The sequence below is a fragment of the Streptomyces sp. NPDC059828 genome, from assembly GCF_042731955.1.
Taxonomy (GTDB): Bacteria; Actinomycetota; Actinomycetes; order Streptomycetales; family Streptomycetaceae; genus Streptomyces.
This window is the reverse complement of the sequence record NZ_JBHWIW010000031.1, coordinates 17,112-41,005: the sequence shown is the minus strand read 5'-3', so window position 1 is coordinate 41,005 and position 23,894 is coordinate 17,112. Positions and strand designations below refer to the sequence as shown.

Here is a 23,894-nt window from a genome sequence, read left to right as displayed (position 1 = left end):
ACGTTCCCCAGCCTCCCCGCCGGACGTGGCTCAGCCGGCGCGGCGTTCCTCTTCGTCCCGCACCACGGGGGGACCCGCGGGAGCGGGCAGGAATCCGGACCGGACGAAGTAGCCCAGGTAGACGGCGAACAGCTTCTCGTCCACGACCGGGCAGTCGATCCCCGTGCCCTCCAGGGCGCTCTGAGTGGCCGTCGTGTCGAAGACGAGTCCTCCCTCGGAACCTGCCCCTTCGGTCTCCGCCCTGAGGGTGCTCAGCAACGGGAAGGCCGCGTTGCCGGGGTGTGCCTGGATACGGTCCAGCCAGTCCGCCGGGCCGACGTCCGTGATGTGGTAGCCGGCGCGGCGTAGCCAGCCCACGGCCGTGTCGAGGCGGGTCAGCCGTCCGGCGGCCAGGTGGAAGGTGCCGGATGTGGCCTGAGGCTGCTGGGAGAGGGCGACGATCGCGTCGCTGACGTAGTCCACCGGGGCCAGGTCGAAGGCGGTCTCCACTCCGGCGGGCGCTGCCTGTGCCTGGACGCAGGCCTTGAGGATCAGCCAGGTGAAGTCGCCGGTCTGGCAGGCGCCCGCCACTGAGTCCCCGAAGATCCGGGTGGGCCGGTAGACGGAGACGGGCAGCCCGCGCGAGCGGGCCAGTCCGATCAGTCCCTCGGCCACCCATTTGCTCTGGGTGTACCCGTGCTCGAGGACGGTGGCCGGGCCGGTCGGGTGCCCGGCGTCGATCACCCGGCCGGGCTCGCCGGAGGTGAACACGCCGACGGTGGAGACGTGGTGGACCGGCACCGTGCGGTGCAGGGCGGCCAGCCGCAGAATCTCTTCGGTGCCCCGGACGTTGGCGTCGCGCAACTGGGCGTAGGAGAAGACCAGGTTGACCGCGGCTCCTGGGTGGTAGACCGCGTCCATGGTGCGAGCGAGACGGTCGAAGTCCGACTCCGAAAGACCCAGCCGGGGTTCTGCGAGGTCGCCGGCGAGGACGGTGATCCGCTCCCGCGGCACCCGGTCCCACAGTCCGTACAGCTCCAGGGTGGCCCGCAGTCGTTCAGCGGCGTGTGCCTGGTCGCGTCCGCGGACCAGGCAGTGCACGGTGGCCCGGGTACGGCGCAGCAGGTCACGCAGCATAAAGGCGCCCAGGAACCCCGTGGCTCCCGTGAGCAGCACGTGCCGGGGTGCCTTGGCCACGGTGGTGACGTCAGCCGCGAGGCCGATGCCGGGGTCCAGCCGCACTTCCGCGGACAGGTCCCGGTCGGCCGGGGTGCTCGGGTCGGTGCCGTCGAGAATGAGCGCGAGTCCGGAGACGGTCGGCGCGGTGAATACCGCCTGCAGCGGCACGGACGCGCCTAGTTCCGTACGCAGTGCCAGGACCAGGCGGGTGGCAAGCAGTGAGTTGCCGCCGAGGGCGAAGAAGTCGTCCTTGACGCCGATGCCGTCGAGGCCCAGCAGCCCGGACCAGATCAGGGCGATCGCCTTCTCCATGGCGGTGCCGGGGGGCGCTGAGGACGTGGCGGTGCCGGCCGGGTCCTTGGGCTGCCGAAGGGCCAGAGTCCTGCGGTCGACCTTCCCGCTGGAGGTCAGCGGGAAGGCGTCCAGCGCGATGCAGCGGGCCGGGACCATGTAGTCGGGCAGGCGCCGGCGCAGCAGCGAGGAGAGTGCGTCCGCCGTCGGGGGCTCGGAACCGGCGAGGTAGTAGGCGATCAGGTGCTTGCCCGCCGCGGCACCCGGATCACGTGTCACCACTACCGCGTCGGCGACGCCGGGTACGTCCCGCAGCGCCGCCTCGACCTCGCCGATCTCCACCCGTTGGCCGCGTATCTTGACCTGGTCGTCGCCGCGGCCCAGGCACTGAATGCGGCCGTCCGGCAGGAACCGCGCCAGGTCCCCCGTGCGGTACAGCCTGCCTTCGGAGGTATGGACGAACTTCTCCTCCGTCAGCTCGGGCCGGCCCGGATAGCCCCGGGCCAGTACCGGGCCGGATACGCACAGCTCTCCCACCGCGCCCACGGGGACCGGCCGCAGCCGTCCGTCGAGCAGTCGTATGCGTGCGCCGTCGACGGGCCGTCCTATGGGGGGCAGGTCCGGCCAGGCGTACGGGTCGCCGGTCAGCATCTCGGCGGTGACCACGTGGGTCTCAGACGGCCCGTACTGGTTGTCCAGGGTGGCCGTGCACAGCGTGGAGAAGAACCGGCGCAGGGCCGGAGTCGTCTGCAACTGCTCGCCCGCGGTGACGATCTCGGTGAGTGAAGGGCACCGGCGGTCGGTGGCGCAGGCGTGTTCCACCAGCTGCTGGAGGGCCACGAAGGGCAGGAAAAGCCGCTGGACGTGCTCGGCCTCGATGAGGTCGAGCAGCTTCTCGGGGTCCTTGCGGATGTCGTCGTCGACCAGGACCAGCGTGCCACCGGTGGACCAGGTGCTGAAGAGTTCCTGGAAGGCGACGTCGAAGCTGAGGGAGGTGAACTGCAGCGTGCGGACGCCGGGGGCGGCGGTGGAGCGGCGGGACTGCCAGTCCAGCAGGTTGGCCAGCGGTCCGTGCGGCATGGCGACGCCCTTGGGGCGGCCGGTCGAGCCGGAAGTGTAGATCAGGTAGGCGAGGTCGTCGCCGGTGATGGGGGCGCGGACGTCGCGGTCCGTGTCGGGGACTTCGTCCAGGAAGCAGCGTCCGACACCGGCCGGGAGAGCTGCGCGGTCGGCCAGGGCCCGCTGGGTGAGCACCATGCCGACGCCGCTGTCCTCGACCATGAAGGCGATCCGGTCGGCCGGATGGGCCGGGTCGATGGGTACGTACGCACCGCCGGCCTTGAGCACGCCGAGTACGGCCACCGGCAGGTCCAGGGAGCGTTCCACGCAGACGGCGACCGGGGTGCGCTCCAGTCCCCGATCGACCAGGTGCGCGGCGATGGCGTCGGACCGGCGGTTCAGTTCGCCGTACGTCAGCTCCTGTCCCCGCCAGCGGACCGCCACGGACTGCGGCTGCTGCCGGGCTCGCCGCCGGAACGCCTCGGGTGCCAAGGCCGCGGCTTGGACGGCCTCCGCGTCCTGCGCCCAGCGGTTGAGCTGGTCCCGCTCCTCCCGGGGCAGGACGTCCAGTGCGCACACCGGGCGATCGGGGTCGGCGACGACTTCCTCCAGGAGGGAGAGCAGGCGTGCGGCGAGCTGGTGTGCGGTGGCCGCGTCGAACAGGTCGGTCGAGAACTCCCAGAGCCCGCGGTAGCCGTCCCCGGCGGGAATCATGTGCAGGAACGAGTCGTACTTGGCGGTCCCGGAGTGGGCGTACAGCCGTTCGGCGTCCACGCCCGGCAGATCGAGGTTCGGAACGGGAGCGTCGTCGATCGCGAAGACGACCTGGAACAGCGGGAAGCGGCCCAGCGTGCGTTCCACGCCCAGCTCGCGCACCAGGTGGCTGTACGGCAGGTCCTTGTGCCGCACGGCCGACCAGATCGACTCCTTTGCGACGTCCACGAGCTCATGGAAGGACAGGTGGGCGGTGGGGTGCAGGCGCAGGGGCATGACGTCGGTCAGGCAGGCGATCATGCCTGCTGTCTCGGGGGTGTCCCGGCGGGAGACCGGGGTTCCGATGACCACGTCGTCCTGTCCGCTGTGCCGGCTGATCAGCACGGCCAGCGCGGCGGTCATGACTGCGAACGAGGTGGTCCGCAGCCGTCGGCTCAGCCTCCGGATGCCCTGGCCGAGCAGGGCGCCGACGGTGAACTCGATCCGGTCGCCGCCGGCGCCGAGCACGGCCGGTCGGGCACGGTCGGCGGGGAAGGTGGATTCCTCGGGGGCGTCCGCGAGGTTGTGCTTCCAGAACGCGAGGGCTTCCGCCCGGGCCGCTTCGCCGTCCTCCCGTTGGGCGGCTGCGTAGGGGCCGAACTGGAGGGGCAGTCCGGGCAGAGGCGGGCGGGCCTCGCCCAGCGCCTTCCGGTACAGCTCGCTGAACTCGTGGTCGAACAGGCTGAAGCACCAGCCGTCGACCACCGCGTGATGCACGCAGACCGCGAGTACCGCCTCGTCCTCGGCGATGCGCAGCAACGTCGCCTTCAGCAGAGGTGGTTCGGACAGCACCACCGGCTCGGACACAGCCTCGCGCAGCGCGGCGTCCAGGCCCTCATCCGTGACATCCCGGATGGTGAGCGGGACAGACATGTGGGGGAGGACCTGCTGGACGGGCCTGCCCTCCGCCAGGACCAGCCGGCTGCGCAGACTCTCGTGACGGCCCACGATTCCGTTCAGCGCGCTTCGCACGGCATCGATGTCCACCGTCCCCCGCAGTCGGTTGACCCAGGATTCCAGGTAGCGTGAAGTACCTTCTTGGAGCTGGTCGTTGAGCCAGATCGACTCCTGCTCGTACGACATGGGAAGGCGGGAGGTCGCGTCGTCCGCCCGGCGCTCGCCGTCAGCGCCCGGAGCGGTGAGGTCGCCCAGCAGGGTGGCGCGGTCGAGCTTGCCGTTCAAGGTGCGGGGGAGCGCCGGACGCCGGTGGACGCTCGTCGGGACCAGGTAGCGGGGCAGTACGGCTGCCAGGGACGCGCGCACCGTCTCGGGGCCGTCGTCGCCTTCCGGGTCGGCAGGGGTGTAGAAGAGGGCCAGACGGTCGTATCCGCCACCGTCGGGCCTGGGCACGGGGATCACCGCGCAGTCCCGCACGGCCGGAAGCCGCCGGGCGGCGGCTTCCGCCTCGGCGGGCTCGACGCGGTGACCGGCGATCTTCACCTGCCGGTCCGTACGGCCCCGGAAGTGCAGCACCCCGTTCTCGTCCAGCGTGCCCCGGTCGCCGGTGCGGTACAGCCGGGTGGGTCTGCCGTCGATGTCGACGGTCACGAACGAGGCTGCCGTGGCCCGCTCGTTGTCCAGGTAGCCGTCCGCGAGGCCGGCCCCCGCCGCGCAGATCTCCCCCTCCGCACCGGGCTCCAGCGGCGTGGTCCCGTCGAGGATGTGCACGCTCGTACCGGGCACGGGACTGCCGATGGGGACACCGCCCGGACGGTCGCAGTCCCGCGCGGTCACGGTGTGCGCGGTGACGAAGACGCAGCTCTCGACCGGACCGTATCCGTTGATGAGGGTCACGCCCGGGTGGGTCGACAGGAAGGTGCGGGCGTGCACGGCCGAGAGGCGTTCACCGCCGGTGAGGACCTGAGTCAGACCGTTGAAGCAGTCCACGTTCTCGTCGACGAAGAGGTTGAACAGGCTGGCGGTGAGCCAGAGGGAGTTCACGCCCTCGTTCTTGATCAGGTCCAGGAGGTCGTTCGGGAGCAGGTAGTCGCTCTCCACGATCACGGAGGTGCCGCCGTTGGTGAGCATCCCCCACAGCTCCAGGCTGAACGCGTCCCAGGAGGGGGGTGCCGCCTGGGGCATGACCCGTCCCGGGCCGAAGTCGGCGAAACCGTCCGGTGCGAAGAGCCGGGTGGTGGCCCGGTGCGGGGAGACCACGCCCTTGGGCACCCCGGTGGTGCCCGAGGTGAAGAACACCGCGGCCGGCGCGGTGTGCGGCACGGCGGTCGCCGCCGCACGGACACCCTCCTGCGGGGCCTCGTCCGGCCGGAGAGCGTCCGGGTCCCAGCTGTACGGACCCGGAGTACGGGTCACCACCACCGGAGCGCCAAGGCCCCCGGTGACTGCGGCGATTCGCTCCGCGGGCCAGCGGTGGTCGAGAGCCGCGTAGGCGGCGCCGCACTTGAGGATCGCCAGCAGCGCAACGACCAGGCTCCGCGAGCGCGGCAGGACCACCGGCACCACATGTCCGGGCCGCACACCCAGGCGGACCAACTCGAGGGCACAGGCATCGGCGAGGGCGTCCAGCCGCCGGTAGCTGACCCGCTCGGCCCCGCAGACCAGGGCGACGGCATCCGGCCGCATCAGTGCCTGATGTGTCACGGCCTCGTGGATGAGGCGTAGATCGAGCGGCTCGCCCCCGGTCCGGACGGCGGACGGCAGCGGCTGCTCGGTGGGCCGCGGGGGCTGTGCAGAGCCGGGGCCGTCCGCGCCGGCGCTGTCGGCGGAGGGAGCCGGTGCGCCGAGGGGGTTGTGACGAGCGCCGACGACGGAGGCGCAGAATCCGCCGACCGTGTCCTGGTCGAAGATCACCTGCGGATCGATCAGGACGCCCAGCTCTCTGCGTATCCGGGCGCAGATTCGCATGGCGTGCAGGGAAGTGCCCCCGAGGTCGTAGAAGCTGTCCGCGGCCGTCAGGCTGTCGGCCCTGAGAACGGACGCAATGATCCGGACGACGGCCCCGTCCAGGGCAAGGGGGTCTCCGGAGGAATGAGTTGACATGAGAGAAGAGCCTTCGGTTCGTTCGCGATGTACACCGGCTAAGAGTGGGAAGGCAGGTGGGACGTCACACCCGCCGTGGTCGAAGCCCTCGTCGTCGCAAAACCCATCGCCGTCCCCGGCAATCGCGCGAGCGTTCACGGTGCGGTCCGGCCCAGTACTGGACCGCCGAGTCCGCCACCCGCTGGGGCACACGGCGGCGACCGATCCGGCAACCGGGGCCGAGTCGCTGGAGACCGCGCCGGCTGAGGGCTCGTGGCACGCTTGTTCGGCGCACCCACCTGTGGGCAGTGGTGCGGGACACGCCCGTCTCGGACGCGGCGATGCCACCGGACTCGGACCGCACGGGGGCCTTCGCCACCGATCAAGCCCAGCGAGCGTCGGCAAGGGTCGTGGTCGACGTCCGGTCCGGAGCAGGGTGCCGGCGAGGGTGCGTGCCGACGGGTGGTGGACGACGGGTTCCCTGGTGCCGGCGCGGGTGTGCGCCGAGGGGGCCCCGTGAGCGCCGCGTCCGCCCATCAGGGGGCGATCCCTCATGCTGCGGCCCCGTGAACCCTGTCAGATTCGTTGCCGAGGCCGCCGCCTGGCGACGGATCGTCGGGAGGAGACACGGCCGAATGCGGGAATGTCTAGCGTTGTGGAGATGGATCATGCGCATACCTGCCCTGTCTGCCGCCGTCGCGGTGGTGGCCGCCACGCTTGCGGGAGGAGCAGCCCCAGCCGCTGCCACCACCGCGGCCAGCTCAGTCGACCTGGAGGCCGGTGCCGGGCTTCACCACAGTTCCGCGACGGTGACCTATGAGCGCGTCGACGGCGCGGCGAACGCGGTCAAGGTCCTCTTGGTGGAGGCCAACGCCGGTGAACATGACTGCGTCTGGGTGGAGTGGAACGACCCGGATGACGGTTGGACCAGCCTCAACAGTGAGCCTCCGTGTAACGGTGGCGGCCTGGTGGAGGCGCCCAACCTGACCATCAAGGCGCCGAAGGGCCATCCGCTCAAGGTGCGCCTGGCGGCTTTCCACGGCTCCGAACTGGTCCACAAGGACATCGAAAAGCTCTAGTCGGACAGCGCGGCGACCTGGATTGCCTGAGGTGATCCGGTGTCGCCGCGCTACCCGCGTGATCGAGTACGACGCACCGTTCGGCGTCGGACGTCAGAGATCAAGCTGGGTTTCGTCGGGAAAGCTGAGCGGCCATTGGACCTTCACGACACGGATACACGTCATCAGGCAGTCGGTTCGCGGAAGGTGTCCGCCTGAGGAACGGCGGGCGGTTCGTGCCATCGGGCCCTTCGCCCCAAGACCCGTCGAGGAGCACTCACCTGCCGACGAAACGGCCTGGGTGCGGCAACGGCGAGAGGTGTGGGCCGCGAGGAAGGTCCCGGCGCCGGCCTGCATCGCGATGCAGGCCGGCGCGGATGCGGGCGATGCTGTGACCAGCCCTGTTGAGTCGTGAGCCCTCAACTGCCACATCAAGACCCCCGTAGCCTGACGTGACGGCTTCCAGCAGAATCGCCCGCGGCACTGCGGCATACGGTGACGGAGTGAACGAACCTCCGGCCGATGCGCATACGTACTGACGGCGGCTTGTTCAGGCGCCATCAGGCGATCTACGACGTAAGTGATCCTGCTCCACCGGACTCACGTTGTCAACAATTGTGGCGGCGAAGTCGGTTGGGACATCCTGACCCCCCACCTGTCCACACATGGCCACCATTATTGTGGTGGGGTGCGTGACTTGGCTGTGCGCGCCGGGTAGCCTCGGAGTGGCCGCGCATATGCGGTCTTCGCCGCCCACAAACCAGGAGACAGTACGGCCATGGATGCCGCCCCTGATGCAGCGCAGGCGGATGATCTTGCAGAGGTCATTGCATCGATCGACGAACTACTCGCACTTCTGGGCCTGGACAGCGACGTCATTGAGCTCGACGACATCTCCTACAGGACGGGCATACCGGTTGATCGAGTGCAGGCGATGATCCGTGGCGCGGAGGCGGAGCCAAGAAGCCTGCCGGAAATCTTCCAACAGCGGCTTGTCTTCCTACGGGAGACGCGCCTCAAATCGGGGGGCAAACAGTTCAGCCATGACGAGATCGCCGCCGGCGCGGGGATCTCGCACGGTCAGGTCGGTTACATGCTGCGAGGCGAGCGCATGCCGGGCCTCAAAGTCCTCGGAGGCCTGGAAAGGTTCTTTGAGGTGCCGCCCGGCTTCTTCACTGCCAGCGACCGCGATGCCCTTTGCAGGGCGCTGCGACCTGTGCATGACAGTCTCACCCACACGGCGCTGCTCAAAGGCAAGGGCATCACACAGCTGGCCATGCGCAGCAGTGCGTCCAGTGACATGTCCGGCAGGCTCGGCGACGAGCTGCGCGCGGCGCTCACCTTTGCGCTGAACCAACCGGCGCCCGAACGGGACGACCCGGAGGTCCGCGAGCTCACCGACACGATGCTCGCCCTCACACCGAAGAGCAGGCGTCGGATCATTCCGTTGATCCAGGGCTTGTTGGGGCTTGTGCGATCGGACTCCGAGCACCCTGGCGAAGGCTCCTCCCCTGGGGCACCCTGACCTTCCCCTGCGGAAGCCGTGCCCCCGCGGTGGGCCGGGCACGTGCCTGAGGCGCCTGCTGGTCACTCGACGGGTCGCTGCGTGGCGCGGCTCTTCTTGTTGATGCGGGCAGAGCGGTATTCCCCTGCCAGCAGGCGAAGCGCTCCGGCGACCGGTGTCCGGGGAGATTTGCGGAGCAGCGCGGGCCCAGCTGTCTCCACCATGCGCAGTCGCAGCTCCTGAAGGGACACCAGCGCTCTCATGAACGGCTTGTTGGGCGGTTCCACCAGTTCGATGAGGTGACGCGACGCCGCAAAGCGCGGGCGAGCCCATGCAACCTGGTGCTCGACGAGCTCACGAACGCGGTGGGGGGCGGGCTCCTGGTCCAATCCGGCGCGCGACAGGCCGCACTGTGCGAGAGCCGTCTGCGGAATGCCGAGCCGGCCGCCGCTCAGATCCTCGGCAAGGTCCTCCAGGAAGTCGAGACGCTGGCTCGCCTCGATGAACGTTCGGCAGGCGCCTGCGTAGGCGTCCTGCGCTGACGGCGGCTCGATCAGGCAGGCGATGACCATGAAGGCGGGATGCGAGTAGGCGTCGACGTAGTGCTGAAAGGCGTCCTCGTCTTCGAAGCCCTCCCATTGCACCTCCGCGGGCGCACCGGCGAGGAAGTCCTGGGCATGTGCACGGAGTTGGGGGCGGCGTTCGGCGGCGTGCAGAAGCGCTCGCAGAACGGGCTCGCCGGCCGAACCGGTGTCCAGGGCCGCACGCACCTGCCGGTCCCAGTGCACGAGGGAAGCGAGACGCTCGACCAGGGGGCCCTGGTCGATGAGATTGTCGGTGTGGTGCATGAACGCCGTGGCGGCGATGACATCAGGGATGAGCGAAGCGGGTAGCAGCAGCCGCACCGCAACGTACTCGGCTCGGGCAAAGCGGGCTACCAGCCGGCGCTGATCGGTGTAGTCGCGGCGAAGCCGGGATTCCGTGATCCCTGCCTGGTCGAGGGTGCTGGACCACGTTGGCACGACGAACTCGCTTCCTTCGTGAGGGTGTGCGGTGCGGGGCTGCTGCCGGGTCTCAACGGCCGAGCATGACCCGCGCGACTTCGAGGAGGAGGGAGGGCCGGGTGAGAGCCCTCGGATGTCTGTGCATGTGCACCACGTCCATGAAGGCCCTGTTGACGAGCGGATCGATCACAGAGGCTTCTGCGATCCTGTCACCCGCCCAGCGGATGAGCCGGTAGCCGCGAGGGTACGGGCCCATGACGTGAGGCTGGGCGAGGTCGGCAGTCGCGGACACCTGCCAGGCCGCGTTCACGATCACACCGGCCCTGCGGAAGTAGCCCCACGCGGGGTCACGAAGCGGCGCGCCGGTCCGCAGATACGCGGACAGTGCCGATGCCTGCAGGGCGGCCAGCGTGAGGCCTTGTCCGTAGATCGGATTCACCGAGGCCACCGAGTCACCGACCGCCACCAGGCCGCCTGGGAACCGATCCAGGAGCGCGAAGTTCCGCCGCTGGCTGTCGCGGAAGTGGAACGTGCGGACATCCCCGTCCATCGAACACCGCTCGGCCACTTCCCGCAGAGGAGCGACACACCGGCGCATGCGTGCACGAAACTCATCCGGGTCGCGTCCGGGCCGGTGGTCCGTGTATCCGGCCAGCACCACGGTCCAGCGGTTGCCCTCGACCGAGGCAAGCGCCCCCGGCTCGCAGACAGTCGGCTGATACCCGCTGGCCGGTCCAGGGGCGGAGTGAGCGATGACCGTGTCCGGGAGCTCGTCGCCACGATGGAAGGCCGCTGTCGCGTACCCGAGGTCGATCCTCATACGCTCGAGCGGCGGTGCGGCCCAGCCCCTCCGTTCCAGCCACGTGCCCAGTCGACTGGTCCGGCCCATCGCGTCGACGACGAGGTCCGCGTCCATGTCGTCGCTGACGGCAGTGGCGGGGGAGAGGGAGCCCTCCGAGGTGAACCGCACGCCGCACACTCGGCTTCCGTGGAACACGAGATCTCCGACCCGGCCGTGACGGAGGACGACATTGGCGAGAGCCAGGACGCGTCTGCGCACGTGGCTCTCCAACAGAGTGCGTGTTGCGCCCATCATCCGGCTGTGGGCCAGCGGCGGCTTGAGGACCCCGTCGACGTAGAACTGGACCTCCGGCCCGGTGCCCAGACGGGCCCCGGCGCCGATGAGTTCCTCGGTGATGCCAGGAAACCACCGTTCCAGCTGCACGTGCCCCATCGACAGCAACGCATGGAGTTGCTGTCGATGGGGAGCTCCGCGGCCGGTGCCGTCCTGGACGAGGTCGTCCTGCTCGACGACGACGACCTCGTCAGCATGATCGCTGAGGACGCGGGCAGCCAGCAGCCCGGCAATGCTCCCACCCAAGACGACCGCTCGTCGCACACAAGCCCCCACACGTGCCCATGACTCGACACCGAATCGCGCCAAGCCCCCCCGCCACTCTCATGAACAGCGCCACGGGGACACTATCGTGCGGTGCTCATCCCGAACGTCCGGCACCTGGTGCGCCGGACGAGTGTTGGCATCGCGACGGCTATGGCGTTGTCCGGCCTGGTGTCGCGGTGTCGACGGCACGTTCCCGAACATTCTGCAGAGCCGCAGTGACCAGGGGATGTGTGAGGACTCGGGCGATCTGCAGGAGACGGTCGCGTTCGTCCGCGGCCGGGGTGTCCTCCCCAAGCAGGGACCTGGCAGGGGTATCTGGCGCTTGAGGCCGGCCGGAGTTGCCGCGCAGGGCTTCCTCGCGCTGTGCGGCCTGGAGACGCTCAGCCGCATCACGCAGCGCGGCAGCGGTGGCGATGGCTCGGAGTTCCCGCTCCGGGATCGGCTGGACGGGGTAGATGCCCCCGCGGAGTGGCCGCTCGTACAAGGTGTACACGGCTTCCACGGCTTCCGCCCTCACCCAAGGGCGAAGAGCGCGCATACCGTCAAGGATCTCGATCACCCGGCGGTGGAGGTTGAAGGTCACATTCGCCGCCTGCCGGTGGCTCCGGTCGCTGGTCGCGCTGAAGGCGAGTTCCGGATCGACATCCGCCACCACGATGTCCCACAACGGCTGCAACGCCCTGATGTCGCGCCGCTCCTTCATCCACGCGCTGACCGCCGCGCCGCACAGTCCGTAGCTGGCGATCAAGGTACCCAGGACACCGAAGGATGATCCCCAGACGCCCACCTCGTCGAGCGCATGACTGCCCAGTGCGGCGAACGCGATCGCCGGCACGCCACACACCACGTAGCCGAACACGAACAGCATCGCGATCCCGAAGGAACTCACGGCGTGCTGCATTCGCTGGTCGTCGAGCCGTGTCCTGCGACACTGCCGGAAGGTGTTCAAGGTCGAACACGTCAGAGCGGACAGGAAGACGGCCAGGAAAAGCAGGATGACAGGATCGTGCGCGTTGTTCGTGTTGAACTTGAGCGGATCCGCCGGCTCCGACAGCTCGGCCGAGCAGAAGGTGGCGATCATCAGGAGTGCGGCCACTCCGTAGAACGCTGCCCACCGGGTCACCCGTCGACGGAGAGCGCCTGGGCACTTCTGCTGCAGCGGACTCCACAGCAGTGTGAGGACATGGAGGTGCGCGAAGCAGACCAGGATGCCGATGTAGACCGGAAGGGTCGCGAAGCTGGGGTTGCCGGTTGCCTCACCTATCGCCAGATACACCGAGGGGGCGGCCATCACGTAGATGGCCGTGGAGCACAGAAAGTTCGTCGTGATCAGGCTCAGGGTGGGTGTCGGATCACGGAACAGCGCCATGCCCTTCCAGAGGGCGATCGCGAGACTTGCCGCCGCCATGATCAGGTACACGAGCGTGGAGGTCTGCTCAGACACCCGATCTCCTGTGTGTGAGAGCCGAGGCGAGGAAGCCGGTGCTCTTCTGATCACCCCTCAGCTGAAGGTGCCGCTGCAGCATCACGGTGGCGAACGCCTCTGCTCGCCGCTCATGAGCACTGTCGTAGTGCGATCGAGTCAGGACCTGGAGCACCGGGCCGGGCTTCAGCCCGGGCAGCAGCTGACGCACGGTGGCCTCGCTCATCGGCTGGCCGGTGGTGTCGTCGTCAGGATGGTCCTCCCACAGATGCCAGAGCTCGTGCAACTCCGCGTGGAGGCGCGTGAGTTCGTTCGCGTTCGAGTCGACCACGATGTAGTCGCGATCCCTGCCCCGTGCGCAGAACGCCGAGACCTCGGGCGGCAGAGGCGTCTCCGTGACGGTGATCGGCTTGTTGCGCTTCACGGCGATGGCGTCGACGAGCCCTTGCATGTCACGAACGCCGGAGAGACCCAGGTCGCGCCGGATCAGCCGTGTCGTCGACCAGGTGGCGAAGAGGATCGCCACCTGCTCCCTGAGCGAGACCCACAGCGAGCCGGCGCCACGGCGCCGATCGCTCCGGTCCAGCGGTCCGGGCTCCTGACGGGGCGTCCGCTTGTCGGTGTCGGGGTGGGTGTGGGGGTGGGGGTTCTCAAGCATGACTCAGTCGATGGCCAATCTCCGCAGCATGCAGCGCCGAAGGTGATCCGGTCATACGCGTGAATCCAGGTCTCTGCACGGTGATACGGACGTTGGCGATGACCGCGGTCGTCCTCATCACGGCCGCGATGATGCCGCTCAGTCTCCTCATGCCGTACCTTTCGCCACGCGTTCGCAAGTACGTGTGCATCGTGTCCTGTTCAGTCCGTCTGCCGACGGCTCAGCGCTCAGGGAGCAATTCCACGCAGTGGCAGCCCTCCCAACGGAGGGGCCATCACCCTCGTGAGCTCCTTACTCACGATCCGTAGCCTCCATTGGTCCCGGACGTCCCGCGAGCCAAAACAGTTGCGTTCAGGCGAGGTTTCGCAAACCGCAGGGTCGCAAGAGGGGAAGCGTGACGAAGTAGCGGGACCTGAGCGCCGGGGATCCGCTTCACGTCACTCGGTGCCCCCCCGATCCCGGACGCGGCACCGAGGGCAGCCGGACAGGGCGGGGAAGGCGGAGGGGCAGGAGCCGGCTTCGGTCCGCGACTTGGCACCCTGCGCTCGATCGCGTGATCCTGTCCGACGATCGAAGTCGACCGGCACAGCAGCAGGGCAACGGAATCCAGGCCCGGCAGCACTTCTTGGTCGTGCGGGAGTCCCGCAGACGGCCGACCGGTACGGGCAGGAGACCCGGCGGCCCGCGACGAGTTGTGGAGGCGGTCCCAACGGGGGTATCCCCGTGCGGCCGTGCCGTACACGGCTGAGAACGCTGCCGACCTGGTCGGCGACCGGTGAGGCCCCGATGTCACCGCCGGGCATCGTCCTGACACCTTCACGGCCTCCGGCAGCTATGGGACGAGCCAGGCCGGCGCCCACGGGGGGAGGCGCCGACCCGGCATATGATCACGATAACTGGTCTCGGAGGGGAAGTGGGACGCATCCGTCACGGCATTGGCCGGATTCTTTCCCTTGGCCGTGTGCGCGGGGGCCGCCTGCCAACTCTGCGGTGAGAACGTCCTGTTCGTCCTGCTGAGAATGCGCACAGGGCTGTCCCCTGTCTCAGGGCGGGGTGATCCGGGTGGTGCGGAGTGGGAACGTCTGCGGCCATTGCTGCCTGTCAGTGACAGGTGTTGTGGCTGGTGGCGGGATTGTCGACAGGTGATCGACGGGATTCCGCACCGGGTGCGGAGCGTCGTGCAGTGGCGAGACCGTCGTGGACGTCGGCATCATCGGACAGGCAGCCGGACTGTTCGCGGTCACCCATCCGCACCGCCCTGGCCGTCGCCGTCGAGGCGGGCTGCGACGACCTGACCGCATGCGCTTCCAGCGCCTGCAGCCCCATCCCCTTGACCGACCTCGCTGAGGACAACCGCCATGCCGGACCCTGCTGCTGACCTGCGCCCTCACCGCGCCCCGAAGGCGCTCGGGGTCAGGCCGCCCTGGCCTGGACGTGCAGGGTCTTCGCGATCCGCCCGTGATCCTGCTGCTCGTATCACCCGTCCGCGCCCTGCGGACCATGCCCACCACGCCCGCCGCCACGACCGTGCCGCCGCCCCGGAAAGGCTCACCATGACCACCACCGCATCCACCGCGAGCGCCGCCTACTGGGAACCGCTCTGGGCCGAAGGCCGCCAGTACCGGCAAGTGAGCAACGCTGAAAAGCAGCTGATGGATCAGCACTTGGGCCCTAGCCACGGCTGCCCCGCCCTCGACATCGGCAGCGGCGAGGGCACCCTGGCCCGCCACCTGCACCACGAGCTCGGCTACCGCACGACCGGCGTCGACTGCTCACCCAGCGCCCTCGCCCTCGCCGCCACCCACGACAGCGCCCCCGGGCCGGCCTGGCAGTGCCTGAACATCACCACCGACGACCTCACCGCCCTGCCGGACCCGGCCTACGCGCTCATCACCTGCCGCCTGGTCTACCGGTGGATGGACAACAAGCCGTTCTTCCTCGACCGCGTCCGCCAACTCCTCGCGCCCGGCGGTACCTTCTGGTGCGTCGCCGAGATCACCGGCCGCCGCGCTACCAGCGACCCGGTCCTCCAGGGGCTCGGGATCACCCCTGCGGACGCTGAGCTGCTCACGCACGGGTGGTCCGTCATCCGCACCGCCGACCTCGACGTCCTGCGCTGCTACGCGCTGCGTCCGTAACCACCTCTCCCGCTCCCGTCGTCGCCGACGCTCTCAACTACCACGACAAGCCCACCAGCCGCCTCATCAGAGAGACCGGCGGGACATGGAACCGATACGCCGCTGGCGATCACACAAGGTCACCAACAAGCCGGCCTCCTTGGGGGAGCCGGCGACAGTTGCATACGAGAGCCCACCGTAGAGAGCCATGCTCTATCGGAGACGGGCCAGCAAGTGGGCGTCCAGGAAGCCCCGCTCGGAGGCCGGGTCGTGGAGCAGCCGCGCGAATGTGACCAGCCCGGCCCCGGCCAGCAACTCGGCGAACCGGTCCGACGGCCAGCTATAGGCGGGTGTCACCTTGTGGTCGAAGCGGACCGGCTCGGGCGCGTCGGTCCCGAAGAACGAGACCAGGAGAAGGCCCCCTGGCGCCAGGACACGCGCCTGCTCGGCGAGCAGCGCGGGTAGTTCCCCAGGAGGGGTGTGGATGACCGAGTAGTGGGCCAGCACGCCGCCGAGCGCGTTGTCCTCAATTGGGAGGGCCTCCATCCGGGCCTCGTCGAACTTCAGCGCCGGATGGGCCCGCCGGGCGTGGTCGACCATGGCCGGGGAGAGGTCGAGCCCGAAGGCATCCAACCCCAGGTCGTGCAGTATGGCCGTCAGATGTCCAGGCCCGCAGCCGACGTCGGCCACCCGCGAATTCCCCGTCTCACGCACCATCTCGGCGAAGGTGCCGATCATGTTCCGCGTGAACGGCTGCGTCTCCAGTCGATTGGCGAACATCGACGCATACAGATCGACGACCTTGTTGTAAGCCGCCCTGGTCTCGTCCTGGTGCTCCGCCACGGGAAGGAAGTTAACACCCCCATGCGCAGCCGTTCTCCGGCCCCGTGCCGAATGCCGCGCCGTAGTAGCGGACTCGCTTGGTTACGACGACAAGGCCACCACTCGGCGGCGCGATACGCCGACCACAGTCGGTCACCAGCTGGCTGGTTTCCCGGGGGAAATGGCGTCAGCTGATTATGCGAGCCCACCAGGACCAAGCCCCCAGAGTCCCGCGGGTTCAGGGAGACCGAAGCACGTTCAGGGGGGGCGATCGTGCATCAGCTGGGCGTGCCCGTGGGTTCGGCGGGAACCGTGGGGCAGCTCGCGAGGCGGTGAGCTTCGGCCGCGATCTCGGCATCGACCTGGTCCACGGTTCGGTCGCCGTACTCGAGGATGTCGTACGCGTCGTCGAGTTCGGCCAGCCGCTCAGTCAGGGGCAGCTCATGGCGGCCTGACGTCGCGCAGGTCCCGTACGACAGCCAGCGCCAACCCGAGCCGCCTCACCTTCACCCCGATCGTGAGCCGATCAGGGGGCTCGGCGAGGCTCAAGGCAACCCACGGGATGTCGCACATCCGCCGTTGTCCCGCCACTGCCCCGCAAGTCCTCACGGCTCACCGCGGATTGAGCAGTCGCTACTCATGCTCGCGACCACCGCCGGTGGAATCCTTCCCTGCATCCCGTTCCACCGGCGCTCCGGAGGGCGCCCCGCTCGTCGGTCGGTGAGCACCGAGACCGGCAGACCGGCAGTCCTCGGACCGGACCAACCGGACGGAACGGGAAGGGCCCGGGCCGGCCGGAAGGGACACCGGGCAGTCGCCGTGTCCCTCGCACGCAGCGTCCGGCCGGACTGCCCACCGCGTGTGCCCGCACCATGCCACCGAAGGAGTCACCGGAATTGCCAGGTCTGTACGCTCACATGGATGTCGCCCGCAAGGCGCTGTCCGATCTCAGCAGCAACAAGGGCGCCGAGGCTCTGTTCGCCGAGGACGGCCCCTCCGCAGCGGCGCTGGAGGCGATCGCGAAGGCCCATCCCGCCTACACGGCGCTGGGCGCGATCGGTCCCGACATGTTCTTCCTCCTCCCGGACTTCAAGAAGGGCGCCGCCGAGGGGCTGTGGGGCGCCGCCCAGACCATCAAGGACCTCTATACCTGGTGGGACGACAACTTCCTGGAGCCCTGGGAGGAGACCCTCGGCCCGATCGCGATGAACAACGCCGACACCCTGGGGGCCCTCACCGGCGGTGTCACCACCCAGACCGGTGAGATCGCGTCCCGGGCCATCTCCTACCTGATCACCTTCGTCGAGAACCTCGTCATCCGGCAGTTCGACGCCTTCGGCCTGCTCAGCAGTGGAGTCCAGGCCGGCTGTGACGAACAGACCTTCATGTGGAGCGACATGTTCCACTACCGGAAGACCTTCGAGTTCGGGCACCACCTGTTCCGTACCGCCCAGAAGGACGGCGACGAGGCCCACATGGCCTTCGCTCTCGGCTGGATGAGCCACCTGGCCACGGACGTCACCGGACACGCCTTCACCAACGAGAAGTGCGGCGGCCCCTACCGGCTGCACTGGCAGCGCCACCACCTCGTCGAGAACCATATGGACGCCCGGCTCATCGACAGCGAGCGCGGCGACCGTGACCACTACAACATGCTGAACAACTCAGCCCAGCACCTCTGGATCGCCTTCCACGGTGACGGCACCTCACGGCACGACTTCTTCCGCGACCAGCCCGGCCCGTCCTACCAGCGGGGCGATACCACGCAGGACATCCTCGACCGCGCCTCCAAGTGGGACGTCGACTCCGACCTGCCGCCGGAGCTCGCGCGGTTCTTCGCCAAGGCCGCCAGGGAATTCTTCACCGAGGAGAACCTGAACGCCGACCCGGACAGCCCGTCCGCCGGTGCCAGCGCAGCCCACCCCACCATCCTCGAGGACCTCGACCCCGGCTCCGGCGGATATGCCGACCCCGAGGCGCTGACGACGACGTACTGGTGGCTGTACAAGTACCTGAAGTGGACCACCACCGACTACTACAAGACGCGCCGCCCCGAGTTCGACGTCATCGAGGTGCCGCCGTTCCCCTCGCCGCCCGGCTCCGGCACGGGCAGCCCCGGCCCGGGGGATGACGACGCCAGCGTCTGGCAGGACGGCCTGAAGTTGCTGCTGGCCATCCTCGCGTGGCTCCTCTACATCGCCCAGGTCATCAACTGGGCCGCGACCGCACTCACCTCCATCGTCACGACCTTCCACACCGCCCCCGTGCGCTACCTCGTGTACGAGTACATCGAGGTCCCCCTCTACAACGCGTGGTCGGCCTTGCACTGGTACCTCTCGTTCACCGGCTTCGCCCTCCCCACGAAATCCGAGACGAGCCCCGGCCTGATGACCCTCGGCGTGGCCCCACAGGACGCCTGGGAGCAGCTGACCGAGGCCCTCGACGACGTCGGCGGCGGGCTGCTCACCATGGACGCCGCGCCACCCGCCGATGCCGAGCTGTCCGGACGGGATGAAGCCGTGCCGCGGGAGGTCGTCACCGACCCGCCCGGGCGGGTGCCGGAGTCGGCCGTCCTCATGCAGGGTCTCATCGGTCCCGGCAGCCCTGGCGGGGTGATACCGAGCGAGTTCCTCCGCCCCTGGCTCTACCCGTCGGCAAACCAGGACGGCAGCACCGTCCGGACCGAACCCAGCGATCAGGGCGAGCGGACCCTGCTCGGCCCCTACACACCTGGTGACGACGCCACCGTCCTGACGGCGGACCGGCCGGGAAGCGCGGCCGCCCGCAAGAGCTTCGAGTCCGCGCGGAACGAGAAGGACACCCTGCGCCACCAGCAGCGGCATCTGCCGAAGGGCGAAACCCTGGGCGGACCGGTCGACTTCACCGGCTACGTCGTCGCCAAGCTCACCCGCGACGACCCCGGCACCATCACCAACTTCAATCTGGATTCCGACCGGGGCTACGCGTATCTGTGCTGGGACTGGGTCCGCCAAGCGAACTCCAAGGCCGCGCCCAAGCCCTACCAGGACGAGGCCGACCTTTCCCGCTCGGCGCACCAGTACCACCCGCCGGTCGCCCCGGGGTACGGCTGGGACGCAGCCGACGTGATCAGCGGCCCGGTGCCCAACGAACACGACCCCAGGGCCCCGAAGCCGGTCCGCATCCGCTACATCGACCGGGAGCAGAAGTTCGCATGAGTGACACCCCGCCCTCGCATCCCGTCTTCGACGGAGCCCCCGGGCTCAGTGACGGAGGCACCACGGACGCCCGGGACTGGTACGGCCTGCCCCGCGACGAGGTGGAAGGCGAGCAGCTCCAGACACTCCAAAAGCGCCTCAAGCGCCGGATGGCGGCGAACGACACCGTCTTCCTGCCCCACCTGCTGATCCGCTCCCGGGCCGGTGACCGCGGTGTGCGCCCGTTCACCGGAGTCTTCTGGGAGAGCCCGGACATCCTGCTGTCCAGGGGTGAGCCGGACGAGAACCCCGACATCCCGACGACCCTGGTGCGCAACCCCTTGGTGGGCAGACCTCACACGCTGTACGCACACGTGTGGAACCTCGGACTCGCACCCATGACGGGCGTCACCGTCGAGTTCCTCGTCTTCGACCCCTCCATCGCCTTCGATCGGCAGACCGCGCTGTTCCGCGCCGTGGCACGGACCGACCTGGCCGGCCGCACCACGCCAGGAGAGGCCCACAGGCTGGTCAAGTGCCCGGTCGCCTGGACTCCCAGCACCCGCAACAACGGCCACGAGTGCGTGATCGTACGCGTTTCCGGGGTCGGGGACACTCTGCAACCCGACCACCGCTTCGAGCCCGCGTACGACCGGCACGTCGGCCAACGCAACATCCAGGCCTGCCTCTTCGGCGACAACCAACGGGCCCTGGTCGAGCGTCTGCGCGCCTCACTGCCCCGAGGGGCGCAGCTCAGGTTCCGGGTGGCGGGCAAGGAGGCGCAGACGACGCTCGACCTGCTGGCCCCCGGCCTGACCGTCGACCCACGGGTGGAGGGCCGGATCGTCCAGAACATCGAGGACGCCCCCAAGCCGGTACCCGGGCACGCCACCGTTGTCTGCGTCGAGGGAGTCACCGCCAACGGGGTCGTCGTCGGGGGCTACACCCTGCTGATGACCGCCCAGCCCCTCGGCTGACCAGCCCTCACACACGACTGACGGCTCACCCGTCCCGGGGGCTCCCCACGCGCACCCGGGACGGGGCACCCCCAGCGCCCCCGACTGAAGACGTACCCGTCCGCGCACGGCCTCCGTGCCGTCGACTCCCGCAGGAGAACTCACCCCATGAAGGACCTCTCACGCCGTGCCGCCGTCCGCCTCACCGGCGGCGCGGTCGCGGGCGGTGCCATCCTCAGGGCCGGTGCGACCGGCCTCACCGCCTCGCTGAACCGCCCACGGCAGCGCGCCTACCTCGGCTGCTACTCCACTTCCGGATCCCGCGGAATAGGCATCGGATCCGTAGACCCCGGCAGCGGGGAACTGACCGTCGACAGCTGGTCCGACGACATCGCCCACCCCTCGTGGCTGGCCATGTCGCCCGACCGCCGCACCCTGTACGCCGTCGGTGAACTGGTGCCCGACGGGCAGCTCCACACCGTCCACCTCGACCGCGCGGGCCGCCCCGCCGGCTTGGAACGGACGCCGACAGGCCGCGGTCCCGTCCACATCACCGTCACGCCCTCCGGCCGCCACCTGCTCGTGGCCCTGTACGACGGCGGGCAGGTCGCCGTGCACTCCGTACTGGCCGACGGCACTGCCACCCTCGCGGGCCACACGGTCGACTTCGGCCGGTCCGCCCTGACCCCCCACCCCGACCCGACCGAGTCGTCCGACTCCCCGACCCACCGCCCGGCGACTCCCGCCGCGGGCCCGGCGCCGGACCAGGGCACGCACGACAGCGGTACCTCGCGGCCGCTGGTACATCAGTCGGTCCTCGACCCCGTTGCCGCGCGCCACCTCCTCGTCTGCGACCTCGGCGGGGACCGGATCCACATCCACGGCTTCGACCCGCACAGCGGGCAGTCGAGCCCGGCCGGCCAGACCCGGCTGCGCGCCGGATCGTCTCCACGGCACCTTATGTTCCATCCGAACGGCCGCTATGTGTACACGGCCAACGAAGGCGACTCGACCGTGACCGTCTGCCGGTGGGACGCCCGCCAAGGGACCCTGACACCCCTGCGTTCGACGTCCACCCTGCGCAAGCCGTCACGAGTGCGCAACCACCCATCGGAGCTCGTCCTCTCGCCTGACGGGCGGCACCTGTACGTCGCCAACCGCGGCGACAACAGCGTCGCCGTCTTCTCGGTCGACGGGGAGGGCGGGCGTCTCATCCTGAGGGGGACTCCGTCCAGCGGCGGCGACTGGCCGCGGCACCTGACGGTCGACGCGACCGGGCGGTGGTTGTACGTCGCGAACCAGCGGTCGGGAGAGGTGGTGTGCTTCGCCCTGGATCCCGGAACAGGTCTGCCGGTCCGCGAGGCCCACCGCCTGGCGGTGCCTGCGGTGTCGCAGGTCCTCCTGGTCTGAGGGCCGCCCTGCCCGTCCCGCCCCACCGGCCGGCAGGTGCCAACACCGGTGCCGTAACGAGTAGTCACTACTCATGTCCACGGGCCCGGCCGCCGAAAGAATCGCACTCCGGGAGCGACAGACGGGGGAAGGCCGAGCGCCGCGGGCACCCCCCGCGGGCGCCCCGAAGAGTCCGTGTCCCGGGAAGTCCCACCATCCGCTCCACCCCACCCGATCCACCACCCGAGCACTTCACAACTGTTGAAGTCCACATCTGAGGGTTGCGATGTCACTGCTCTCGCGTTCGGCCGGAACATCCGCCGTACGTACGCTGCTTGTCTGCGGGATGCTCGCCGCGTCCCCGCTCGCCTTGGCCCCCACCGCGGTCGCCGCGACGGGCGGCTGTACCACTACGACCGTCGTCGACAGCGGCACCGCATGGTCCTACCGTGCCTGCCGGCTGCCGGACATCGACCAGCGGCGTGCCGGTCTGCCGAACGACGGACGGATGTACTGCCTTCCGACGTCGACCCTGAACGCGATGTTCTGGCTGGACCAGCACGGCTACCCGAACCTCCTCACCGGCGACTACGACCCGACGTCCAGCGCCGCCGTCCACTACGACGAAGTGACCGCGAAGCTGCGGCGGATGGGTGCACTCGCCGAGACCGACCCCGCCACCGGCACGGGCCGCTCGGATGCGGTCGACGCCGTCAACGACCTCATCGAGGAGAAGGGCTACGAGGACGTCCTGGAAGCGGACTGGGAGTCCCTCGACGACGAGGACGCCGTCAGCCGGCGCATCGTCGAGCTCACCCGCAACGGGCGGGACCTGCTGATCGCCTCGGTCGGGAGGTACGACCGCGACGGTGACCGGGTGAGCGGCCACGCCGTGACGGTGGTCGGAGCGAGCGGCTCCGTCGCCGGCAACCACCGCATCGCCATCCACGACCCGGCGGACGACGCCCACCTGACCACCCAGTCCGCCACCGTGGCGGCCACGTACAACCTCGGCCGTGACAACGGTGACGGGCCGGAGGTGATCGGCTACGGCTCCGGGGCGCTCACCGCCCGCCTGGAGGGTGTGGTGGTCATCACCACCGCGCCGTGACCCTGCCCCGCACCATGCGTCACGACCCCCCTCCGCGAAAGGCGAACGCACCCCGATGAACAGGCGAAACTTCCTCACCAGAATCACCACCGCGGCCGGAGCCGCCGCTGTCGGCTCCGTGGCGGCCGGGGCCGTGAGCCCGCCCGCCGCCGAGGCCCTCGTGACCGACCCGCGAACCCCCCGGAATCCGCGCATCTCCGAATGGCAGCACGCGAAGAGCACCAGCTTGCCTGACCCGGGACGCCTCACGGACCAGTTCCAGGGCATGTGCACGGACGGTTCCTACTGGTACGTCGTCGTCAACGACGGCGACTTCCGGGGCATCTACCGGATGACCATGGGCTTCGTCTACACGGGCCTGCGCCTGGCCGTGCCCTCCGGGTGCCCCCACATAGGCGCCCCGACGTTCGACCCCGACCGGCGCCAGATCTACGTGCCGGTCGAGGGCACTGAGCCCCCGAAGATCTGGAAGGTCTCCACGGACCTGAGGTCCCTGGGCATGGTCCCCATGTGGGGACGGGCGACGGGCACCCTCCCGCCCCAGAGCTCCAAGAACCCCTATCTGGCGTTCAACCCGTACGACCGACTCGTCTACAGCTCGGTTTCCGGATTCAAGGAGTCCAGCCTCCCCCGGGTGGACGCCATCCACGGGTACGACCGCGACAGCGGGCTCCTCCGCAAGACCATTCCGCTCCCGAGCGGACTCCACCGCGTCCAGGGGGCGACGTTCGGCCCGGACGGCATGAACTTCTACGTGGCCTCCGACTACGAGGAGGCGTCCAACGGCTGCAAGCACATCTACGCGTACGACTTCTCCCATGCCCGGGACGGCGTCACGGCCCCCACCTGGGGCAAGGTCGCCGTTCCGCACGCGGACAACGAGGTCGAGTGCGTGGTCCTCGCCTCCTACGCCTGGCGCGACGCCCGGGCCACATCCGTCATCGTGGGAATCCTGGACGACGCCGAGTACGACTTCACCGACGACGTGTACCTGCGGCACTTCTGGGTGCCCGACCCCGCCAGGCTCTGAACGG

15 protein-coding genes are annotated in these 23,894 nt (G+C 69.3%); 9 read left to right on the top strand and 6 right to left on the bottom strand.

Going from position 1 to position 23,894, the window contains the following annotated elements:
• Positions 1–30: 30 nt before the first annotated feature.
• Positions 31–6,261: an amino acid adenylation domain-containing protein gene (locus ACFV6V_RS19610; protein ID WP_385566481.1), complete on the bottom strand. Its 6,231-nt coding sequence runs from the start codon at positions 6,259–6,261 to the stop codon at positions 31–33.
• A gap of 647 nt (positions 6,262–6,908) precedes the next feature.
• On the opposite strand from ACFV6V_RS19610, the gene ACFV6V_RS19605 reads away from it, so the two are divergent.
• Together ACFV6V_RS19605 and ACFV6V_RS19600 are read left to right on the top strand one after the other, a co-directional pair.
• Positions 6,909–7,319 (top strand): hypothetical protein, encoded by a 411-nt coding sequence (locus ACFV6V_RS19605; protein ID WP_385566479.1) that lies wholly within the window; start codon positions 6,909–6,911, stop codon positions 7,317–7,319.
• A gap of 757 nt (positions 7,320–8,076) precedes the next feature.
• Complete coding sequence (locus ACFV6V_RS19600) at positions 8,077–8,823, top strand: helix-turn-helix domain-containing protein (RefSeq protein ID WP_385566476.1); 747 nt, start codon at positions 8,077–8,079, stop codon at positions 8,821–8,823.
• A gap of 62 nt (positions 8,824–8,885) precedes the next feature.
• Here ACFV6V_RS19600 and ACFV6V_RS19595 read toward each other — a convergent pair whose 3' ends face one another.
• The 4 genes from ACFV6V_RS19595 to ACFV6V_RS19580 form a co-directional block, all read right to left on the bottom strand.
• The gene (locus ACFV6V_RS19595; RefSeq protein ID WP_385566474.1) at positions 8,886–9,824 is read right to left on the bottom strand and encodes a squalene/phytoene synthase family protein; all 939 of its coding nucleotides are present in this window, start codon (positions 9,822–9,824) and stop codon (positions 8,886–8,888) included.
• A 52-nt stretch (positions 9,825–9,876) separates the two neighbouring features.
• Positions 9,877–11,187: an NAD(P)/FAD-dependent oxidoreductase gene (locus ACFV6V_RS19590; protein WP_385566473.1), complete on the bottom strand. Its 1,311-nt coding sequence runs from the start codon at positions 11,185–11,187 to the stop codon at positions 9,877–9,879.
• Positions 11,188–11,356: 169 nt separating this feature from the next.
• Positions 11,357–12,628, bottom strand: a complete 1,272-nt coding sequence (locus tag ACFV6V_RS19585; protein ID WP_385566471.1) for an MAB_1171c family putative transporter — start codon at positions 12,626–12,628, stop codon at positions 11,357–11,359.
• A gap of 16 nt (positions 12,629–12,644) precedes the next feature.
• Positions 12,645–13,289 carry a hypothetical protein gene (locus tag ACFV6V_RS19580; protein ID WP_385566470.1) on the bottom strand — a complete coding sequence of 215 codons (645 nt, stop codon included), beginning with the start codon at positions 13,287–13,289 and terminating at the stop codon, positions 12,645–12,647.
• A gap of 1,553 nt (positions 13,290–14,842) precedes the next feature.
• Here ACFV6V_RS19580 and ACFV6V_RS19575 point away from each other — a divergent pair.
• A complete protein-coding gene (locus ACFV6V_RS19575; protein WP_385566467.1) occupies positions 14,843–15,427 on the top strand; it encodes a class I SAM-dependent methyltransferase in 585 nt (194 codons plus the stop codon).
• 192 nt (positions 15,428–15,619) lie between these two features.
• Here ACFV6V_RS19575 and ACFV6V_RS19570 read toward each other — a convergent pair whose 3' ends face one another.
• On the bottom strand, positions 15,620–16,249 hold the full coding sequence (locus ACFV6V_RS19570; RefSeq protein WP_385566466.1) for a class I SAM-dependent methyltransferase: 630 nt from the start codon (positions 16,247–16,249) through the stop codon (positions 15,620–15,622).
• A gap of 311 nt (positions 16,250–16,560) precedes the next feature.
• Between ACFV6V_RS19570 and ACFV6V_RS19565 the strand changes: the two genes are divergently transcribed.
• The 6 genes from ACFV6V_RS19565 (at position 16,561) to ACFV6V_RS19540 (ending at position 23,890) form a co-directional block, all read left to right on the top strand.
• Complete coding sequence (locus tag ACFV6V_RS19565) at positions 16,561–16,683, top strand: hypothetical protein (protein ID WP_385566465.1); 123 nt, start codon at positions 16,561–16,563, stop codon at positions 16,681–16,683.
• Positions 16,684–17,124: 441 nt separating this feature from the next.
• Positions 17,125–19,425 carry a zinc dependent phospholipase C family protein gene (locus tag ACFV6V_RS19560; RefSeq protein ID WP_385566463.1) on the top strand — a complete coding sequence of 767 codons (2,301 nt, stop codon included), beginning with the start codon at positions 17,125–17,127 and terminating at the stop codon, positions 19,423–19,425.
• The gene (locus ACFV6V_RS19555; protein WP_385566461.1) at positions 19,422–20,381 is read left to right on the top strand and encodes a hypothetical protein; all 960 of its coding nucleotides are present in this window, start codon (positions 19,422–19,424) and stop codon (positions 20,379–20,381) included. Before ACFV6V_RS19560 ends, ACFV6V_RS19555 begins: the two co-directional genes overlap by 4 nt.
• Positions 20,382–20,528: 147 nt before the next feature.
• Positions 20,529–21,770 carry a lactonase family protein gene (locus ACFV6V_RS19550; protein ID WP_385566458.1) on the top strand — a complete coding sequence of 414 codons (1,242 nt, stop codon included), beginning with the start codon at positions 20,529–20,531 and terminating at the stop codon, positions 21,768–21,770.
• A gap of 265 nt (positions 21,771–22,035) precedes the next feature.
• Positions 22,036–22,860 carry a hypothetical protein gene (locus ACFV6V_RS19545; protein WP_385566455.1) on the top strand — a complete coding sequence of 275 codons (825 nt, stop codon included), beginning with the start codon at positions 22,036–22,038 and terminating at the stop codon, positions 22,858–22,860.
• Positions 22,861–22,915: 55 nt separating this feature from the next.
• The gene (locus ACFV6V_RS19540) at positions 22,916–23,890 is read left to right on the top strand and encodes a twin-arginine translocation signal domain-containing protein (RefSeq protein ID WP_385566453.1); all 975 of its coding nucleotides are present in this window, start codon (positions 22,916–22,918) and stop codon (positions 23,888–23,890) included.
• Positions 23,891–23,894: the final 4 nt, after the last annotated feature.

What these genes read in the sequence shown, in the direction of transcription:
- ACFV6V_RS19610 (WP_385566481.1), bottom strand. Translation starts at nt 6,261, where the DNA reads ATGTCAACTCATTCCTCCGGAGACCCCCTTGCCCTGGACGGGGCCGTC.
- ACFV6V_RS19605 (WP_385566479.1), top strand. Translation starts at nt 6,909, where the DNA reads ATGCGCATACCTGCCCTGTCTGCCGCCGTCGCGGTGGTGGCCGCCACG.
- ACFV6V_RS19600 (WP_385566476.1), top strand. Translation starts at nt 8,077, where the DNA reads ATGGATGCCGCCCCTGATGCAGCGCAGGCGGATGATCTTGCAGAGGTC.
- ACFV6V_RS19580 (WP_385566470.1), bottom strand. Translation starts at nt 13,289, where the DNA reads ATGCTTGAGAACCCCCACCCCCACACCCACCCCGACACCGACAAGCGG.
- ACFV6V_RS19575 (WP_385566467.1), top strand. Translation starts at nt 14,843, where the DNA reads ATGACCACCACCGCATCCACCGCGAGCGCCGCCTACTGGGAACCGCTC.
- ACFV6V_RS19555 (WP_385566461.1), top strand. Translation starts at nt 19,422, where the DNA reads ATGAGTGACACCCCGCCCTCGCATCCCGTCTTCGACGGAGCCCCCGGG.
- ACFV6V_RS19550 (WP_385566458.1), top strand. Translation starts at nt 20,529, where the DNA reads ATGAAGGACCTCTCACGCCGTGCCGCCGTCCGCCTCACCGGCGGCGCG.
- ACFV6V_RS19545 (WP_385566455.1), top strand. Translation starts at nt 22,036, where the DNA reads ATGTCACTGCTCTCGCGTTCGGCCGGAACATCCGCCGTACGTACGCTG.
- ACFV6V_RS19540 (WP_385566453.1), top strand. Translation starts at nt 22,916, where the DNA reads ATGAACAGGCGAAACTTCCTCACCAGAATCACCACCGCGGCCGGAGCC.